The following is a 16,343-nucleotide window of genomic DNA, read 5'->3' on the forward strand; positions in this document are numbered from 1 at the left end:
CCGCTGAAGACTCACGTCACGGCTCCCCCCGGCCCTCCACGCCGACATCGATGGTGGTCCGGGGGGGGGTACCGCCGTGCCGTGGTGGCGGCGAGCCTGTCGGCGTCCACTCCGGCCGATCACAGCAGGTGGGCGCGGGCCGCGCCCAAGACGCGATTCGGCAGGGCCTGACAGGCCGACCCGGACGTCAGCCGGCCAGCTGCCGCTCGACTGCCTGGGCGTCGATCAGGTAGTTCATCTCGTAGTAGCGCCCGTCACGGACCTTGTGGAAGGCGTATTCGCCGTACTCGACCGTGGTACCGGTGGGGGTCACGCCGAACCACTCCTTCACAGGCGTCCCCTTGTTGAACAGACGGGCCGCCACGCGATCACCTTCGACGGCGAGGTCCTGGACCCGCCAGGTGAAGTCCGGCACCGCGGCGCCGTGCCCCTCCAGTTCGGCGATGACGTCGTCCCGGGTGACCCGCCGCCCGTTCATGACGAGCTCGTCGTGGATGAATTCGGTCATACGGTGAAACTCGTGGGCGTTGAGTGCGTCGATGTAGCGCTGGAAGAACTCGCGCAGGTCGGTGTCGGACATGATGGCCTCTCTGTCGCTCTTGATTCCGGGTTGTGTCATTCGGGTCGGGTCGCGTACGCCGATGTCACATCTGGTTCTCGCCTCCGTCGACGTACAGGTTGGCGCCGAGGATGAAGCTGCTCCGCCCGGAGGCGAGGAAGGCCACCGCGTCGGCGACCTCCTCGGGTCGCCCGATCCGGCCCAGCGGGACACCCGCGACGAACTGGGCCTTGGTGACGGGCGCGTCTCCCTCGGCCACGGCGTCGACCGCGGGAGTGTCGATGGTGCCCGGGGAGATCGCGTTGACCCGGATGCCGCGGTCCTTGAGCTCGTTGGCCCAGGTCCGGGCGAAGGACCGGATCGCCGCCTTGGACGCCGCGTACGTACCGAACGCCTTGACACCGTCGTCGGCGCGCACCGAGGAGTTGAGGATCACCGACGCACCGTCGTTGAGCAGCGGCAGCGCCTTGTGCACCGTGAACAGCGTGCCCCGTACGTTGACGCCGAAGGTCTCGTCGAAGTGGTCCTCGGTGACTTGCTCCAGCGTCGCGAACGACGCGGTTCCGGCGTTGGCGAACACGACGTCCAGGCCGCGGCCCCGAGCGCGGACCGTGTCGTAGAGCCGGTCCAGGTCGGCCAGGTTGGAGATGTCGCCCACCACGGCGGTGGCCGACGCCGGGCCGATGGTCTCGACGGCCGCGTCCAGCGAGGTCTTGCGCCGGCCGGTGATGAACACGTGCGCGCCCTCGGCCGCCAGTCGAACGGCGGCGGCCAGGCCGATCCCGCTGCTGCCGCCGGTGACGACGGCGGTCTTGCCTTCGAGCTGCCCCATGATCACGCCCCCACAGATTCGGTACCGATCGGTACTGAAAGAGACCGTAGCATCTTTCGCACCGACCGGTACAGAAGGAGTACGATCCAAGCCATGGAGACGGGACAGAAGGCGGCGATCGGCCGGCCAAGAGGATTCGACACCGAGGAAGCCCTCGAACGCGCCATGCGGGTCTTCTGGGAACAGGGCTACGAAGGCGCCAGCCTCACCGACCTGACCCGCGCCATGGGCATCAACCGCACCAGCATGTACGCGGCTTTCGGCAACAAGGAGGACCTGTTCCGGAAGAGCCTGGAGCGCTACACGGAGGGCCCCGCCTCGTACGGAGCCCGTGCCCTGCGGGAACCGACCGCCCGCCAGGTGGCCACCGCACTGCTGAACGGCGCGGTCCGGGCCACCACCGGCATCGGCAGCCCCGCGGGGTGCCTCGGCGTCCAGGGATCCCTCGCCGCCGGCGAGCCGGGAAGCAACGCCCGCGACGTACTCACCACCTGGCGCGAGGAGTTCGTCTCACTCCTCGGCGACCGCTTCCAGCAGGCCGTGGACGAAGGCGACCTGCCGGCCGACGCCGATGCCGGTCTGCTCGCGCGTCACCTCATGACCGTGGCGAACGGCATCGCCGTCCAGGCCGCCGGCGGCATCACTCGCGACGTCCTCCAGCAGGTGGCGGACATGACCTTGCGAAGCTGGCCACCGGCCACGGGCCCGGCTCAGCCGGACGCCTGAGCCCGCACTGCAGACGGGGTCTGAGAGGGACACCCCCCCACACTCGCCGTGACGCCAGATGTGCACCGAGTCGACATCCACGAGCAGGCAGCGCATCCGCGCCGACGCGGTGAGAGGCTTGGAGCATGCGGGCGCTCTACGGCTTGGCATCTGGCATGAGCCTGATCAGATCCAGCAGGACCCTGTTCACTCTCGCGAGGGCCCTGCCCTTCGCAGTGCTCCTCGCAGTGCTCGGCATCGAACTCTCCCCTGCCCACTTCCTCTACACCGGACCGCTCCTCTCGCCGGCCCCGGCACTGGCCGCCGTCACGATGGGCCCCGCCGGCACCGGTTCCGTGATCGTCCTGGCGGGGATGCTGAGTACGATCACCGCGACCCAGAACCACGCGTGGGGCACACCGGCCGTCTACAGCAACCTGCTGGCACTGTTCGTGGTGTCCGTGGCCAGTCTCGCCACCAGTACCGCGCGAGTACACAGGGACAGGGAGCTCGCGAAGGTCCGCCGGATCGCCCAGGTCTCCCAGGACGTGCTGCTGCGCCCCGTGCCTGCCCGCCTGAAGGACGTACGAGCCGCAGGCATGTACCTGGCCGCCGAGGAAGGCGCCCGGATCGGCGGCGACCTCTACGAGGTGGTGACCACGCCCTTCGGAATCCGGATCATCGTGGGAGACGTACGCGGCAAAGGACTGCCCGCGGTGCGCTCGGCCGCCGCGGTACTGGGCGCCTTCCGCGAGGCGGCCGATTACGAACCCGAACTTCCCGACACGGCAATACGGTGCGAGGCAGCGCTGCGACGTGAGCTGACGCGCTCGGACAGCCCGGAGGGGAGAACCGACCCCCGAGATCCGGCGGAGGAGTTCGTCACGGTGATCATCGCCCAGATAACGGAGGCACCTGTCGTCGAACTGGTCAGCCGCGGCCATCCCCCGCCGCTACTGCTCCGCAGGGGCAAGACCACCTCCCTGGACACCGCCAGCCCATCGCCGCCGCTCGGTCTGGAGGAACTCCTCAGCACATCCCCCGTACCAGCCGAGACATACCCCTTCGAACACGGCGACCGACTGCTGCTCTACACCGACGGAGTGCTGGAGGCCCGCGACCCCGCCAGAAACTTCTTCGACCTCCCCACACACCTGGCGCGACTGCACAACTGCACCCCCCAAGAACTGCTGGACCGGCTGCATACATCCCTCCTCAACCACACAAGAGGACGTCTGGCCGACGACGCGGCGATGATCGTCATCGAACGCGACACACAGCACAGCTCCGCACAGGCCACGTCCTGACCCCGGATGCCGTACGGGCTGCGGTTGCCGGCGCACTACGCAGACCATCCAGTCCGAGTGCTGCCGGGCATGAGCCGGAAAACGGTTCCGCGTCCCCTCAACCGACCAGCGGCGGAGCCGCTCGTAAACTGTTCTCCACGGCCCATGGCGAATCCCTTCGATGACAGGACCGCTGTGCTGATGCGGGCACCGAGAGAGTGCGCCTCGTGGTTCTGGAACCTGGACGGGGAAGTGGAGCCTGGCCTGGAATCCGCGCTCAGGACTGCGGGCCGCATGAGCGCGATCCTCCAGAAGCACGCGTTGCTCCTGCCGGAGGCGCTTGAGTGGAACTGGTTCCAGGCCGGAAAGGGCGGACTGGGTATCCACAGCCGACTGAGCCTTGTCGGCTGTTCGCTCGCAGACCAGGCATTGCCCGACGGCCTCCGCTCCTGCCGGCCGCACGGTCATCCGCGGGCAGAGATGGGCGGAATCCTTGTGCTGGGACCCGGCACATGGTTCGACGCGAGCGGAACACGCCACAGCGAGTACCGTCTGGTCGAACTCATGGTGTCACCCGACGAGATCGGCCCCTCGGCCGAGCTGTCCGTCTACCACGATGTATGGGGCCAATGCGACTTCCAAGGCAAGCCTCACCCGTCCATCCACGCCGCCAACGCACCACGCCTCTCGTCAGCCTTGCAAGAGCTCGTTCAACTGCTCGGGGTCGAGGCCGAGCCCGGCGATCCGACGTACTACGGTCGATCCGAGGGCTACGGACTCGCGGCACCCGACATCATCGACGGACGGGGACCGGACCTCACCGACGCCGTATTCGGCTGAGAACTCGCAACACGACCATGATCACGCCTTCTTGACGCGTCTCCAGCGGACAAGGCTGCACTCAGACCAGGCATGTGCCGGAACCTGCTTGTCGCGCACGGGTTCACCTGACACCGTTCTATGAGCATTCTCCAGCATCGGTCCGCCCGCGCTCCGCCGCTTACCGATCTTGCTCATCAATCGGTCGATTCATCAACGCTCGCTCTACTGCCCCACCGGGCAAGCTCGTGGCGTGCCGTCAGGGTGGCTGGGTGGTGAGGGACCTGGACGCGCGCCCGGTGGCGAGGGGCGCCTACGGTGAGCTGCGGTGCGGCGGATAGCGTGCCGCCATGGTGATGACGGGGAAGCGGCGGGTCCTGTATCGGCAGGGCAGCGGATTCTGGCGGATGACGGCGAAGTGGGTTCTGGTCTTCGGGGCGCTGTACCTGTTGGACGGCGGGCTGCTCCGGTCATGGGGCGACGCTCTGGTCTGGCCGATGATCGGGATCCTGCTGTGGGTGCCGTTCGGGATCGGCGTCGTGTGGTATCCGAAGAAGGACCAGCGAGTCGAGCTGACGGCGCGTGAACTGCGGGTGCGGCGCAAGCGGCTGCCGATGGAGAAGGTCAACCTGCTGCACGTGGCGCGGCTTTGGCTGGACGGGCGGTCAACCGCAGACGGGCAGCCGGTGCTGGAATGGCCGCGGTTCGACCGGGTGGTGTGGGTGCCGCTGCGGGACGGCCGGGCGTTCGGCGTGGAGTTCCGTGACCCGGCCGCGTTCGCCAAGGTCTTCGGCGCCTTCGCCGTCGCGTCGTGCGGCGGACCCGATATCGTCCGCGCGAGAGCCGCAGCGGAGACCTACCCGGATCCGCGCCCGATGCGGCCCCGCCCCGCCGACGACACAGGTTCCCGGGTGGACCTTCTGGACATCTTCAACTGACCGCCGGAAACGCCGGCAAGAGGAGCCCTACGGGTCGACCGGCCACAACGCGGCGACGATGCGGCCGAGTTGCCACCAGGCCTGTGCTGCCCGGGGTCTCTCGTACGGTGCGGACATGTCTGAGCAGACAACCACGGGAGATGTTGCCCGGGTCATCACGGCGGGCGGACGCAGCAGAGATCGCGATCGACAGGGCCTTGCCGCCTGTTCTGAAGACCTTGTACCAGCTGCATGACGGGGCCTCGGATCACACCCGGACGACTTCGAGAACGACCACGAATCCACTCCGCCAGACCCTGGACCTGACACCAATTCGAAGATCCCGTACATGACCGACGAGCATCCCTGCCTGCTGGACGGCGGCCTGGGCTGGTTCAACCCGGACGAGGCAGCCGGAGAAGGCCGGCAACCTGGGCGACCGATCAGCCGGAGGCACAAAAGCACGCACGTCGGAGCAGTCAGATCCTCTTTCAACCCGAACGTGTTCATCGCATTCGACATGGATGACCTGCCGCACGTCTCGTCCAGTCCGGGGCGGCATTGAGCTCGATGTCGTACAGCTTCCACGTAACACGACTCACGTGGCGAACTCACCGACCCAGGCGCGCCGCAGCAGGTGCTCGGGGAGGTATTCCGACTCGACAGCGATCCGCATGTCCGCATCAGTCGCCATGCAGGCGATCGCGAGCGGCGCCAGGGCCACCAGACCATCACCACTGACGGAACGGGCCTCGTTCGCGGTCCAGTACTCCTTGTGCCAAGTCAGAGCCGTCACCAGGGCTTCATTGAAGGCCTGTTGCTCCCGGCGCAGATAGAGCTGGAAGAGCTCCAGCGACGGGTAAATGATCTTCACCATCAACTCCGCGCCGGCGATACGGGCGCGCTGGGGATCGGTGCCGTTGACCGCGGCGGCCAGGGTGTTCCAGGTCTCCGCCCGGCCGAACCAGAAGTTCTGGAGGGCCTCGATCCAGGTGTAGACGTATTCGTCGAACTCCGCGCCTGAGGCACGCAGGAACTCCACCGGGACCTGGGCCAACTGGTTCACCCGCTCGTTCTCGCGGCAGATGAGCGCCAGGTAGAAGGCCGTGAGCCAGTTCCCGGCATGCAAGTAGTCCTGCGGACCGGTCGCCGGGAGCTTGCGCACCTCGTCCAGGGTCCCGACCCGGCAGATCACCGGGCTTTCCTGCGCGGTGCCGGCGGCGAAGAGCGCGGATCCCACCTGCATGGCCAGGACCCACGACTCCCAGGTTCTGAGATCGCCCGCCACCGGGTCCTGGAGGCAGTGCCACTTCGCCGCCGACAGCGCGGATGGCAGCGCGTCCCAGCGATCGTCCCCGGACGCCTCGATCCCCTCGATGGCCTCCTGGGCAGCCGCGACGACCGGCTCCATGACCTCCGTCGCGTTCTCCGTGGGAAAGTCATGGCGCGGAATGCGCGTTGCCATTGGTTCTCCTTCAGCTAGCACTTGAAGTCCTCAACCGGTGTATCTCCAGCGGGAAGCACGCGGTTTGGTGCTCAAGAAGTTCCAGAGCCACCGGACCTCTCCCGCGAGCACGTGTCCTGAGGTTGGGCGAAGTCGTCTGGCCGCTGCCACGGCCTGGTCGCGCCAGCCTTCCGGCCGTCCGGACCGCCACTCGCCGCAGGGTGCCGCTCAAGGTTCAGAGAGCGCAGAAGCTGGGTGACGTCGTCGTCGTACAGCTTGTCCAGACGGGTGGTGCGGGCGTGGAGGTGCCCGTGGACCTCCAGGCTGATCAGACCGTGCAGGTGGCCCCAGATGCGCAGGGTCAGGGCGACGACGGCGGGCGGGAGGTGGGGGAAGGGAAGGCCGCACGAACCTGGTCGAGGAGTCCGGGGTCGAAATCGGCCCACTGAAAATCGCTGCCGAGGTACAGGTGCTCGGCATGCGGCCAGGCGGCGGCCAGGGCAAGCAGGCCGGTACAGAAGCGCAGTTCGGCCTGCGGCGCGGCACCTCGCGGGGGGGCTGATATCCGGGCACCGCGTCGCCGTAGACGAGACGGAACTCCTCGGGGTTGGCCAGCGCCCAGGTCGGCAGAGCATGGGCCCAAACCCGGATCCGGTCGCCGGTGTCCAAGTCGGCCGCCTGGACGGGGACATCGACGGCGTCGGCGAGCGAGGTTTCGCCGAAATCGCCGCGGAAGTGTCCGCGGAAGACGCCCCCGGTTTCGCCGAGTTGTTCGCCTCCGATCCCGCCGCACCGCACCGGCAGCTCGCTCACGGAGCCCAAGAAGCCCTGGGCCGCGAGCCCAAGGATTTCGCCCAGTAGGCCAGGGAGCCCGCGACAACCGGCATCTGGAACACCTGACCCATATCCGGCCGGACAGCCAGTCAGGCCGCCCGGCTGTAGCTGTCGGCGGCAACCACAACTGACGTGGCAGACCATCTTCGACATCTGCCGGCACGCCCGGTAGTGCGGGTCCTACGATGGGTGATCCGCGACTCTGGAGTTCGTTTGGACCCCGCGCACCACCCGAACCATCCACCGAAGCGGACTGTTGAGCCGCCGCGACCGGCACCGGGGAAGTCGGTGGAGGTATGCGGCTGGTTGCAAGTGAGCCTGGTGAATCGGCGGGCGGCGAACCGGGTTCTGGAGTCGGCCCCTTGGGCGCCCTTCGAAGGCTCGCGGTCCGTGATTGTTCAGCTGCACTCGTAGCCGAGCTGCTCATGGCAACTGCTGTGAACGACCGGGGGCCGACGGGTCAGCCTGCACTTGGCCGACCAGGACCGTCAGGTCCTGATCGTAGTGCTGTCACGCTGGGCGGGCCTCGCGGTGACGGATCAGCGGGTCCTGCCCGCAGTCGCCGCGCTCGGCGTGACGAGCTGCGGTGCCGACACCGCGCAAGACGTCCGCCGACTATGGGCCGTACGCGACCTGTAGGCACGCAACACCCCGTCTACTGCTCGACCGCCCCCGCGAACCCGACGAGACGCGCCGTCACGTATCGGGTTCTGGCACGACTTCCGTGGATCGGTCACGGGGCAAGGAAGACACGCGGCTACGGGTGGCGGGGTCACTTGGTTTCGAGGTGTCCCAACGGGTGCTCCGTGAGGGTCGCTTGGGCGTTGTTCCAGTCGGTGTGGTCGATTCCGGTGATGTGACGCAGGTAGGCGAGGGTGACCTGCTGGACGAGGGCGACACGGTCGGGGTTCTCGTCCGTGGTCTCGGCTGCCTGGTAGCCGGAGATGCCCCCGAGGAAGTGCTCGCCGCCGTGGACGGTCAAGAGGCTCTTGTTGCCTCGGCTGAGGGTGTAAGGGTCGGTCGTCCAAGCCGGGCCTCGGGTGGTGAGCGGGAGGTCGTCCTTGTCTCCGGCGACGACGAGGCCGGGGGCGGTGATCTGGGAAAAGTCCTGGTCGCGCAGCCAGGGAAGGTTGTCGTGGGCGAAGGGGGTCAGTTCGTCCCCGCCCTTACCTGCGGTGGCCAGTTGGATGCTGGCCATGACCCGGGCATCGGACAGGTCCTCTGCGACGCCGGTGTCCGGGTCCGTGACTCGCAGGCCCACCAGGATGCCGGCGGTCTGGCCGCCGAAGGAATGCCCGGCCGCAATGATCCGGCTGTGGTCGATGCGGCCTTCCAGCCCCGGCACGCTCGCCTCCAGGGTTGTGAGCTCATCGAGGATGCGCCGCATGTCCTGGACGCGGTAGCGCCACATCCGGGGTCGGCGGGGGTCGTCGTTGGGGAGGGCGAGGCGCTTGGAGTCCAAGTGGGTGGCCTGGACGACAACGAAGCCGCCGGCGGCCCAGTGATCGACCAGCGGGGCGTAGCCGTCCAGGTTGGAGCCGAAGCCGTGAGCGAAGAGCACAACGGGCAGGCTTGTGCCGGTGGTGGGGGCGGTGACGCGGACGTGGAGGTTCTCGCCGCGAGATGGTGCGCTGAGCACGAGCGGCTTGACCGACACCGTGGCGGTGGGGGCAGGGCCGGTGAGGCCGGTGGTGTGATGCGTGGTCATGCGTTTGTCGTCCTTTCAGGAGGTAGCGGGCCGGACGTTCGGCGTTGAGGTTGCCGAGCTTGTCCCGGCCCCGCTCGTCGAGCAGGGAATGGTCGACGAAGGCGCGGGCGCCGCCCGGCCCGCCGAACGTGCGGCGGATGTCGACGCCGCCGAGACCCCGGTGGTCTTGGCCTTCGCCTGTTGTGAGGGAGCTGTAGGGGGTCAGCAGGGCCCATCACGTCTACGGCCGCTGAGCGTCCGGGGGCTGCGGAAGCCGTCGACGGTGACGGCCAGGTTGCCGGTGATGTAGTCCAGAAAGCTGCGCCGCGGGTGCGGGGCAGCGGTGCTGAGCAGATCGGCACGGTCAGGAAGGGGACGAGCATCTCGCCGGAGCCGCCGTAGGCGGCGTGGGCCGCGTGGCGAAAGCCGCGAAGGCGTCCGAGTGGCGGCGCACCCCCAGTACGTCGTTGGCCTCCGGTGCGTGATTGGACGGGCCCCGTGTCCACGCCGCTGGCGTTATGCGAGCCCCGCGTTCCGCGCCGACGTCGAGCAGGCGCAGGTTGGCCTCCCCCGGCTGCTCATCTTGTTGATGGTCGCGTCACCGCCCCACCACAGAAGAGCGCGGCGCAGTTCCGGGGTCCAGGCGTGCTCCTCATGGACACTCCGTTCGTTGACTACCTCATCCCGATAAGGGATTTGACGGGATCATTCGCTCGCTAGCGGGCACATGAGCTACCGTAAAACTTGACGTTGACGTCAAAGGCAAATGTGTGTGACGCAGAGCACGCAAGAAGGGACGGGAATGCGGATCGGGGAACTCGCCCGCCGTACGGGAGTCACCACCCGGGCCCTGCGGTATTACGAGGAACAGAACCTGCTCACCGCCGAGCGCAGCGCCAGCGGCCAGCGCCACTACGCGGAAACCGCCGTCGACCGGATTCACCTCATCCGCCAGCTGTACGCCGCCGGACTCAGCAGCAAGACCATCGCCGAGCTGACGCCCTGCGTCATCGACGGCAAAGCCACGCCTGAACTCCTCCAGCGCCTGGCCACGGAGCGCGACCACCTTGACCGGCACATCGCGGATCTCGCCCAGACCCGGGACAGGCTCGACTCCGTCATCGACGGCGCCTCGTCCAACATGCAGACAGGCGCCCCCTGCCCACGTGACGCGAGTGCATAGACCTGCGAACCAAAGGTGCGGGTCCACCTACAGAGGTCGATAAGCGCCGTAGTTCCCAGCCAGGGAGTTCGTGGCGGCTTCAACGACATCGGGTCTGGGGCTGGAAATGCACGACGTGAGGAAGTGGCGCACTCGCCGGCCCGTCCAGCCGGCCGCGGCAACAGTGGGCCAGAAGTAGATCCCATCCTGTGGAGACCTAAGGGCTGTCCCGTAACTGCCAGGAGGGGTAAGCGTCGGGCTCAGGCTCCCTCGTGGTCTGCTGCTGCGGCCCAGCGACGGATGTGCGGGTCGGGATGAACCCGGGCGGATGCGAGTGTGCTTTCAAGTAGTTCGTGCAGGGATGGCGGATAGGCCGCGCGGGAGGTAGGCAGGTCCAGCAGGACGCGGTGGCGCATCCGCAGGTCGGTGGATTCGGCGAACACCCGCAGGGACACCTCCAGCCAGGCGGCCTTGATGTCCCGTGTCTCGTCCAGGGCGGGATCACGTACCCCGCCGGGTGCGTACGCCGGAGACCGGTCTGCACGCAAGGGCACGTGGGCGCTGTACCAGGCCCGCACGGCACCAGCTCGCTCGGCATCCGTGCCGACCCGCAGGTAGTCGACCAATGCCGCCATCACACGGCGGCGTCCGAATACGTAAACCGCCGGCTCGACGAACCAGCGGCAGAAGCTGGGATCCGGGTCGTACACGGCTGCCGCCATCAGCGGGGCGAACCACTCCTCGGGCAGACTTACACGTTCCAGCAGGGGCTTACGCACCGCATGGGCGAGCTGGCGGGCATGCCGGTCCTTCGGCTCCATGCTGACGTCTCCGACGCCCAGCAGCTGGGCCACCTCTGTCACGCATGTCAGGAATGAACGCGGTTCTATGCCGCTCTGCTCGTCTTCGGCCACGGCAGCATTCTGGACTGCCCGGGTCGGCAGGCCCAGGCCCGATGGCCGCTGATACTTGGACGGAAGAGCGCTTGCTCGGCCTCCCCTGGGTGGAACGATCACGGCGTGGCTGGTGTGATCACGGCGTCGGAGCCGTCCTGGATAGCCCCATTCTCCGGGCTGAGCCCTCGCGCCTTCGGGAAGCTGGTGACCGTGCTACGACGTGAAGGTGCGGACGCGGTCCGCAAAGGCCGGCCATGGAGCCTCCCACTGGAGAACCGGGCCCTGCTGGTGGCCGCGTACTGGCGCACGAACCTGACCATGCGCCAGCTCGCCCCGCTGTTCGACGTGTCCAAGTCTGCGGCGGACCCGGATCATCGACCACCTCGGACCGATGCTTGCGCTCCAGCCCCGCAAGCGTTTCGCGAAGGACACCGTGCTCATCGTGGACGGCACGCTGGTTCCCACCCGGGAACACACCATCGCCGAGCGGTCGAAGAACTATCGGTACTCCACCAACCACCAGGGCATCATCGACGCCGACACCCGGCGCGTCGTCGTGGTCGGCCGACCGCTCGCCGGGGACCGAAACGACTGCAAGGCGTGGGAGGAATCCGGCGCCAAGGCCACCGTCGGCAAGACCCTCGTGATCACTGACGGCGGCTACCCAGGCACCGGACTCGTCATCCCACACCGCCGCGAGCGCGGCCAGACCGAACTGCCGGACTGGAAAGAAGAGGACAACCGATCCCACAAGCAGGTTCGGGCCCGGGTCGAGCACGTCTTCGCCCGCATGAAGACCTGGAAAATCCTCCGCGACTGCCGCCTCAAAGGCGACGGCGTCCACCATGCCATGCTCGGCATCGCCCGGATGCACAACCTCGCTCTCGCCGGATAGACCAACGGTCTCCACCGTGATCAACCATGCCCGAAACGACCAGAAGATCATTTACAGGACAGCTCTTAGCTTCGATGAAGTCGAGAACGTCGGTCACGGTTTCCTGATCCGGGGCGAGCCGGAGCATGGCCACTGCCTGCAACGCTCCGCCCACAAGAGTCTCGTTTCCAGTAGTCAGGCACCAGCGAATCGCCTCAGCGTGGGAGTGCTCCATGTAGCTCAGCCGGACGATGGCGTCGCCCCCGGCTGTGTGAACCGCATGGAGGGTTTCGCGCTGAAGGACGAGGTCTCTCAGGTAGGGAAGGTCAGACGGGGAGCCGCATGTACCGAGCGCCATCGTCATCTGGTACTGGGTTTCCCAGGTCCGCGAATCCCGCACCTCGTTCTTCAGGGCTTCGAGAAGTGCGGGGCCGGCATTTGGATCGCCCAGTTTCCGAAGTTGTTTCGCGGCTGAGCGGCGCTTGGCGGAGCTGCGGTCTTGAAGCTGGCGAATCGCGTCAACGGCGTCGAGAGCCACGGCCTCTCCTACTGGTTACGGGCGTCACTGGACTCTATTGGGCTCCTCTGACAGTCCCGCCAGGTCTCACCGGGCGAGGCAAGAAGCAGCTGATCAGGAGTCCCTCGGGGACGGTCGGGGTCCTGGTCGGTGACGGCGCCTCAGTCCTCCGCCAGGACGTGCACGAGTTGGATCCATCCGGCCACGGGGCCCTGACCGAGAGGCCGTTGGCCCCCGTACGGCGGGGCGCGACCTGGTCCACATCGTCGGCGACAGAAGCACGCCTGGCCGGACACGTTCGCCAGGCGGAAGCCGCCGCGCGGTGGACCCCGGACGGACGGCGTTGAAACGCGCCGTTGGTGCACTCGATGCGAGACTGCCGTTCGAACAGCGACCCAAAACCCTCGCCGAGCCCTTCCTTCCGGTGTCACCGGATGCCTATGGAAGCGCTCAGCCTAAAAGGTGGTTTGCCCTCTCAACGGCGTGGCGGGGCAGCGCACCGCGCTGAGGTACGGCTTTGCCGATCGCACGAGCAGCGGCCCTCTCACCTCAAGGAGCGGTTCCGCAGAAGATCGGCAGCCGGCAGGAGTTCCCCGCCCGCTACAGCACGGCGCGAATCGCCAAGGGACTCGCGGACGCGACCGCCCCGGCCACTATCCATACGCTGCAACGGTGCTTGCCCTTGGCCGACGCGGTCTACGGGTTCTTCGCCAACGGCCGGGCACCTGCTACGTGGTGGGCTGCACCAGCCCGCAGAGCGCTGTCTCGCCCGAGGACCTCAAGGGGAACGTGAAAGCTCGCACGGGTCTCGCGGCCTGGAGACTGTTCCGGAGGTCTCCACGGTTGCCGTCCCCGGCCTCGGGGACATGACCGTGGACGCGTCCTCCGAGAAGGAGGTACCCGGGCCGGACCACACCGCGTCCCCGCCTTCCGGGAGGCCGGCTGATGTCCGCCACCTCACAGGACGACGAGGACCGCCCAACTGCCGACGGCGGCGAGGAAGACCACACGGTCGCGGTACGCGTGTCGGGCGCGCCCGTCGGTCCGTCGGCGAAGGCCACGCTTGCCGCCGGCCACCGGAGAATTCGCCCGGCAGATGGCGGGTCCGGTCGGAGAGGCCGACCCCGTCGACCACGGGTCGCGGGGCAGCTTCGTCAGCTGGACCTCGTCCATGTGCGCGAGGCCCGTACCGCCGACGTACACAGATCCGGAGGTGGGCTTGACCAGGCCGGCGGCGCAGTGCGGGAAGGTGCTCTTGCCAGAACCGGACGGGGCCCATGACGGCCGTGAAAGTCCCCGCGCCGAAGCTCAAGGTCAATTCCTTGAGCGCGGCACCTGATTGCCACCTTCACCGTAGATCTTGGCCACGGCATCGAGCCGTGCCGCCGTTTCCCGGGCGGCCTGTTCATTGGCGTACACAGGGACTCCCCGACGAATATTGGTGTCTATGACGCGTCGTCAAGCGCAAGCGTAAGTAATGGACACGTTCGAATACCCATCGGCCGGAAATAATCTCCCGACGATCCACATCGCGCCTGATGGAAGCGGTTTTCGGCCATCCCCTGCCTGGAGCGCCGAAGTGGCTCGCCGTCAAGGTGCACACAACCCCCCTGGGGTCGGTGGCGCTTCATCCACCTGATTGTCTGGAGTCTGCTGCATTTCGCCGTGGTGCACTCGACAATATGCTCGTACCGCCACACGGCAGAAAACTCCCCCCGCATACAATTCGGAGGACGAAGTCACCATGCGATCGGAACGCGGTCTGGAAACGCAAGTATTGCCCGACGGCAAGGTCGACTTCTTTCTTCCCCGCACGGGTCTGCGGCATCGCTGTGGTCCCACGGGCACATTGATGTGGATCATTCTCCAGCGCCAGGACTGGAAGGCCGACCGCGCCGCCGAGGTCCTGGCCGAACAGTGCGGCATCGCCTCGGAGTCGCTGCGGCCCGAGGTGGACGCCTGGGTGAGCCACTTCCAGGACGAGGGGCTGGTGCGCCGCTGTACGGCGTGACGGATGTCATGTGCCGGCCGCACTGCCGCCGCCCGGCGGTGCGGCCGGCCGCTCCTCCATGAGCGTGAAGTCGTTGCCGGGCATCTCCCGCACGTACAACTCGGCGGGGCGCACGAGCAGCACGGGCGCGGTGAGCGTGCCGGGCGATCGGTCGAGAATCGGTTCGCCGTAGCGGCTCATGGCGGCCAGACGTGGGGCGCTGAACCCGCCGAAGCTGTCCTCGCGGTCCGGCATTCCCTCGAACATCTCACGCCACAGGTTGTCGTCGCCCCGCCGTCGTCCGGCAGATAGGTGTCCAGCAGGACGAAGGGCGCGTCGCCGGCCGCCGCTGGCGGCCCCTCGACGAGAACGTCCACGACAGCATCGAAGGACAGCGGCTGCGGCTCGTCACGGCCGAATCCGGGAACGGACGGCACCGCGACCTCCTGGCGGCCGTGGAAGTGTGCCGCGAAGCGGGCGTACTGGTGGGCACCCCCGGGCGCCATGGGTGAGGGCACGTAGACCAGGTGCCGGGTGGCGGGTCCGCGCGACAGCAGTACGGGCGGTGCGACAGGGGGCCCGCGGCGACGGCATGGGTGTGTTCGTCCGGCCCGCCCCACTTGAACTCCTCGTGGAGAACGGTCGCCAGCCGGACTGGCGTGCCCTGGTCGCAGACCGCCCCCGTCGTCAGGGTGAGGCCGGTCGCGGCGCGCCACGCAGCTCGGCGGCGGTCACCGAGTCCATGCCCGCTCCGAGGAAGTCGGTGGCGGGGCCGATGCTGCCGTCAGGCGCGTAGCCGAGCGGGGCGGCGGCCTCGGCGCTCACCAACCCGGTCAGCACGTCGATCGCCCCGACTGGGCTCAGCCCGGCCAGCCGGTCGCGCGCGGGGGCGGGCACCGTGGAGAGGCGTTGCGGCGCGTCGAGCGCGGGCGCGTTCATGGCAACGTCGGAGGCGATCCAGTAGCGCTCGCGCTGGCGACACACCCGAACCGGATTACAGCGCGGCCCAGTTGGGCGCGGTGTGCGACTACGACGTCGCCGTTTCGGGCGGAGTCGACTCCTTGGAGCCCGCGCCCCGCCGCTCGCGCTTGATGGCGGCCTCGACCGCGGCGCCGATGCGGCTCAGCGCTGCCAACTCCTGGGGTTTGAGCTCGTCCACCAGGTATTCGCGGACCGCGGCCACATGCCCCGGCGCTGCTGCCACGACCTTCTCGTAACCGACCTCGGTCAGGATCGCGTTGGTTCGTCTGCCCGAGCCGGGGATCCGGGCCCGGGTGAGCAGTTCGCGCTTCTCCAGCCGTCCGACGACATGCGACAGCCTTGAAAGCGACGCCGCCGTCCGCACGGCCAGATCGCTCATCTGCAGCGTATGAGCGGGTTGTTCGGACAGGACCGAGAGCACCATGTACTCGAAGAAGGTCAGCTGCGACTCACGCTGCATCCGCGCGTCCAAGGCCGCCGGAAGGCTGATCATGATCGCGGAGTTGGCCAGCCACGCTGCCCGCTCGTCGCCGTTCAGCCATCTCGTCCCGGCATCCGGACCAGTGGTTCCCCCCGAGTCGGAGCGTTGTTCGGCAGGAGCCGTCGTCTCGGGCGTCGACCCGTTCCGTGGACGCTGGCGGCGTTGTCTGTTCGCGTCAGCCGCGGTACTTGCCATGAGCCCATGCTACCCCTTGTTGACGCGTCAAGTTGGAACGTGTAGTTATTGACGCATCAAGTTCGACGCGCTGCCACCCGGCCGCATGACTGATCGCGGTGCGCTGCGCCGTCGACCGCGTCACGCGACCTTCCGTGGCGCCGAGACCGGTCCCCGCTCCTAAG

General features: G+C 67.8%; 18 protein-coding genes and 1 pseudogene. 9 read left to right on the forward strand and 10 right to left on the reverse strand.

Annotated elements, in window-relative coordinates; all coding sequences use genetic code 11:
- Window positions 1–187: 187 nt before the first annotated feature.
- Both BHU15_RS07915 and BHU15_RS07920 read right to left on the reverse strand, forming a co-directional pair.
- Entirely contained in the window at window positions 188–580 is a 393-nt protein-coding gene (locus tag BHU15_RS07915) for an ester cyclase (RefSeq protein WP_069626520.1), read from the reverse strand.
- 64 nt (window positions 581–644) lie between these two features.
- Window positions 645–1,391, reverse strand: a complete 747-nt coding sequence (locus BHU15_RS07920; RefSeq protein ID WP_069626564.1) for an SDR family NAD(P)-dependent oxidoreductase — start codon at window positions 1,389–1,391, stop codon at window positions 645–647.
- A 93-nt stretch (window positions 1,392–1,484) separates the two neighbouring features.
- On the opposite strand from BHU15_RS07920, the gene BHU15_RS07925 reads away from it, so the two are divergent.
- The 5 genes from BHU15_RS07925 to BHU15_RS39690 all read left to right on the forward strand — a co-directional run bounded on the left by BHU15_RS07925 (window position 1,485) and on the right by BHU15_RS39690 (window position 5,683).
- Window positions 1,485–2,117, forward strand: coding sequence for a TetR/AcrR family transcriptional regulator (locus BHU15_RS07925; protein WP_069626521.1), 633 nt, complete (start codon window positions 1,485–1,487; stop codon window positions 2,115–2,117).
- A gap of 155 nt (window positions 2,118–2,272) precedes the next feature.
- Complete coding sequence (locus BHU15_RS07930; protein WP_069626522.1) at window positions 2,273–3,403, forward strand: PP2C family protein-serine/threonine phosphatase; 1,131 nt, start codon at window positions 2,273–2,275, stop codon at window positions 3,401–3,403.
- Between the two features lie 273 nt (window positions 3,404–3,676).
- The gene (locus BHU15_RS07935) at window positions 3,677–4,222 is read left to right on the forward strand and encodes a hypothetical protein (RefSeq protein ID WP_368483190.1); all 546 of its coding nucleotides are present in this window, start codon (window positions 3,677–3,679) and stop codon (window positions 4,220–4,222) included.
- Between the two features lie 329 nt (window positions 4,223–4,551).
- Window positions 4,552–5,139 (forward strand): hypothetical protein, encoded by a 588-nt coding sequence (locus tag BHU15_RS07940; RefSeq protein ID WP_069626523.1) that lies wholly within the window; start codon window positions 4,552–4,554, stop codon window positions 5,137–5,139.
- A 328-nt stretch (window positions 5,140–5,467) separates the two neighbouring features.
- A complete protein-coding gene (locus BHU15_RS39690) occupies window positions 5,468–5,683 on the forward strand; it encodes a hypothetical protein (protein WP_141726787.1) in 216 nt (71 codons plus the stop codon).
- Window positions 5,684–5,716: 33 nt separating this feature from the next.
- Here BHU15_RS39690 and BHU15_RS07945 read toward each other — a convergent pair whose 3' ends face one another.
- Window positions 5,717–6,583, reverse strand: coding sequence for an immunity 49 family protein (locus BHU15_RS07945; protein ID WP_069626524.1), 867 nt, complete (start codon window positions 6,581–6,583; stop codon window positions 5,717–5,719).
- Window positions 6,584–7,195: 612 nt separating this feature from the next.
- On the opposite strand from BHU15_RS07945, the gene BHU15_RS41185 reads away from it, so the two are divergent.
- The gene (locus BHU15_RS41185; protein WP_069626526.1) at window positions 7,196–7,423 is read left to right on the forward strand and encodes a hypothetical protein; all 228 of its coding nucleotides are present in this window, start codon (window positions 7,196–7,198) and stop codon (window positions 7,421–7,423) included.
- Window positions 7,424–8,168: 745 nt separating this feature from the next.
- Here BHU15_RS41185 and BHU15_RS07960 read toward each other — a convergent pair.
- Window positions 8,169–9,104, reverse strand: coding sequence for an alpha/beta hydrolase family protein (locus BHU15_RS07960; RefSeq protein WP_069626527.1), 936 nt, complete (start codon window positions 9,102–9,104; stop codon window positions 8,169–8,171).
- 781 nt (window positions 9,105–9,885) lie between these two features.
- On the opposite strand from BHU15_RS07960, the gene BHU15_RS07970 reads away from it, so the two are divergent.
- Window positions 9,886–10,266: a MerR family transcriptional regulator gene (locus BHU15_RS07970; RefSeq protein WP_069626529.1), complete on the forward strand. Its 381-nt coding sequence runs from the start codon at window positions 9,886–9,888 to the stop codon at window positions 10,264–10,266.
- A gap of 239 nt (window positions 10,267–10,505) precedes the next feature.
- Here the strand turns inward: BHU15_RS07970 and BHU15_RS07975 are convergent, their stop codons facing one another.
- The gene (locus BHU15_RS07975) at window positions 10,506–11,159 is read right to left on the reverse strand and encodes a hypothetical protein (RefSeq protein WP_255293056.1); all 654 of its coding nucleotides are present in this window, start codon (window positions 11,157–11,159) and stop codon (window positions 10,506–10,508) included.
- A 105-nt stretch (window positions 11,160–11,264) separates the two neighbouring features.
- On the opposite strand from BHU15_RS07975, the pseudogene BHU15_RS07980 reads away from it, so the two are divergent.
- Window positions 11,265–12,036 (forward strand): annotated as a pseudogene (locus BHU15_RS07980) (transposase).
- On the opposite strand, the gene BHU15_RS38130 reads toward BHU15_RS07980, so the two are convergent.
- The gene (locus BHU15_RS38130; RefSeq protein ID WP_079127987.1) at window positions 11,966–12,553 is read right to left on the reverse strand and encodes a HEAT repeat domain-containing protein; all 588 of its coding nucleotides are present in this window, start codon (window positions 12,551–12,553) and stop codon (window positions 11,966–11,968) included. The pseudogene BHU15_RS07980 and the gene BHU15_RS38130 overlap by 71 nt on opposite strands.
- 936 nt (window positions 12,554–13,489) lie before the next feature.
- Window positions 13,490–13,705 carry a hypothetical protein gene (locus BHU15_RS42105; protein ID WP_135070355.1) on the reverse strand — a complete coding sequence of 72 codons (216 nt, stop codon included), beginning with the start codon at window positions 13,703–13,705 and terminating at the stop codon, window positions 13,490–13,492.
- A gap of 679 nt (window positions 13,706–14,384) precedes the next feature.
- Here BHU15_RS42105 and BHU15_RS40035 point away from each other — a divergent pair.
- Complete coding sequence (locus tag BHU15_RS40035; protein WP_158689543.1) at window positions 14,385–14,543, forward strand: hypothetical protein; 159 nt, start codon at window positions 14,385–14,387, stop codon at window positions 14,541–14,543.
- A gap of 6 nt (window positions 14,544–14,549) precedes the next feature.
- On the opposite strand, the gene BHU15_RS07995 is transcribed toward BHU15_RS40035, so the two are convergent.
- The 3 genes from BHU15_RS07995 to BHU15_RS08005 all read right to left on the reverse strand — a co-directional run bounded on the left by BHU15_RS07995 (window position 14,550) and on the right by BHU15_RS08005 (window position 15,996).
- On the reverse strand, window positions 14,550–14,789 hold the full coding sequence (locus BHU15_RS07995; protein WP_069626531.1) for an alpha/beta hydrolase family protein: 240 nt from the start codon (window positions 14,787–14,789) through the stop codon (window positions 14,550–14,552).
- Window positions 14,790–15,209: 420 nt separating this feature from the next.
- Entirely contained in the window at window positions 15,210–15,506 is a 297-nt protein-coding gene (locus BHU15_RS39115) for an acyl carrier protein (protein WP_171908334.1), read from the reverse strand.
- 43 nt (window positions 15,507–15,549) lie between these two features.
- Window positions 15,550–15,996: a MarR family winged helix-turn-helix transcriptional regulator gene (locus tag BHU15_RS08005; protein ID WP_255293057.1), complete on the reverse strand. Its 447-nt coding sequence runs from the start codon at window positions 15,994–15,996 to the stop codon at window positions 15,550–15,552.
- Window positions 15,997–16,343 lie beyond the last annotated feature (347 nt).

Origin of the sequence: Streptomyces niveus, assembly GCF_001723055.1 — a bacterium.
GTDB classification, from domain to species: Bacteria; Actinomycetota; Actinomycetes; order Streptomycetales; family Streptomycetaceae; genus Streptomyces; species Streptomyces niveus.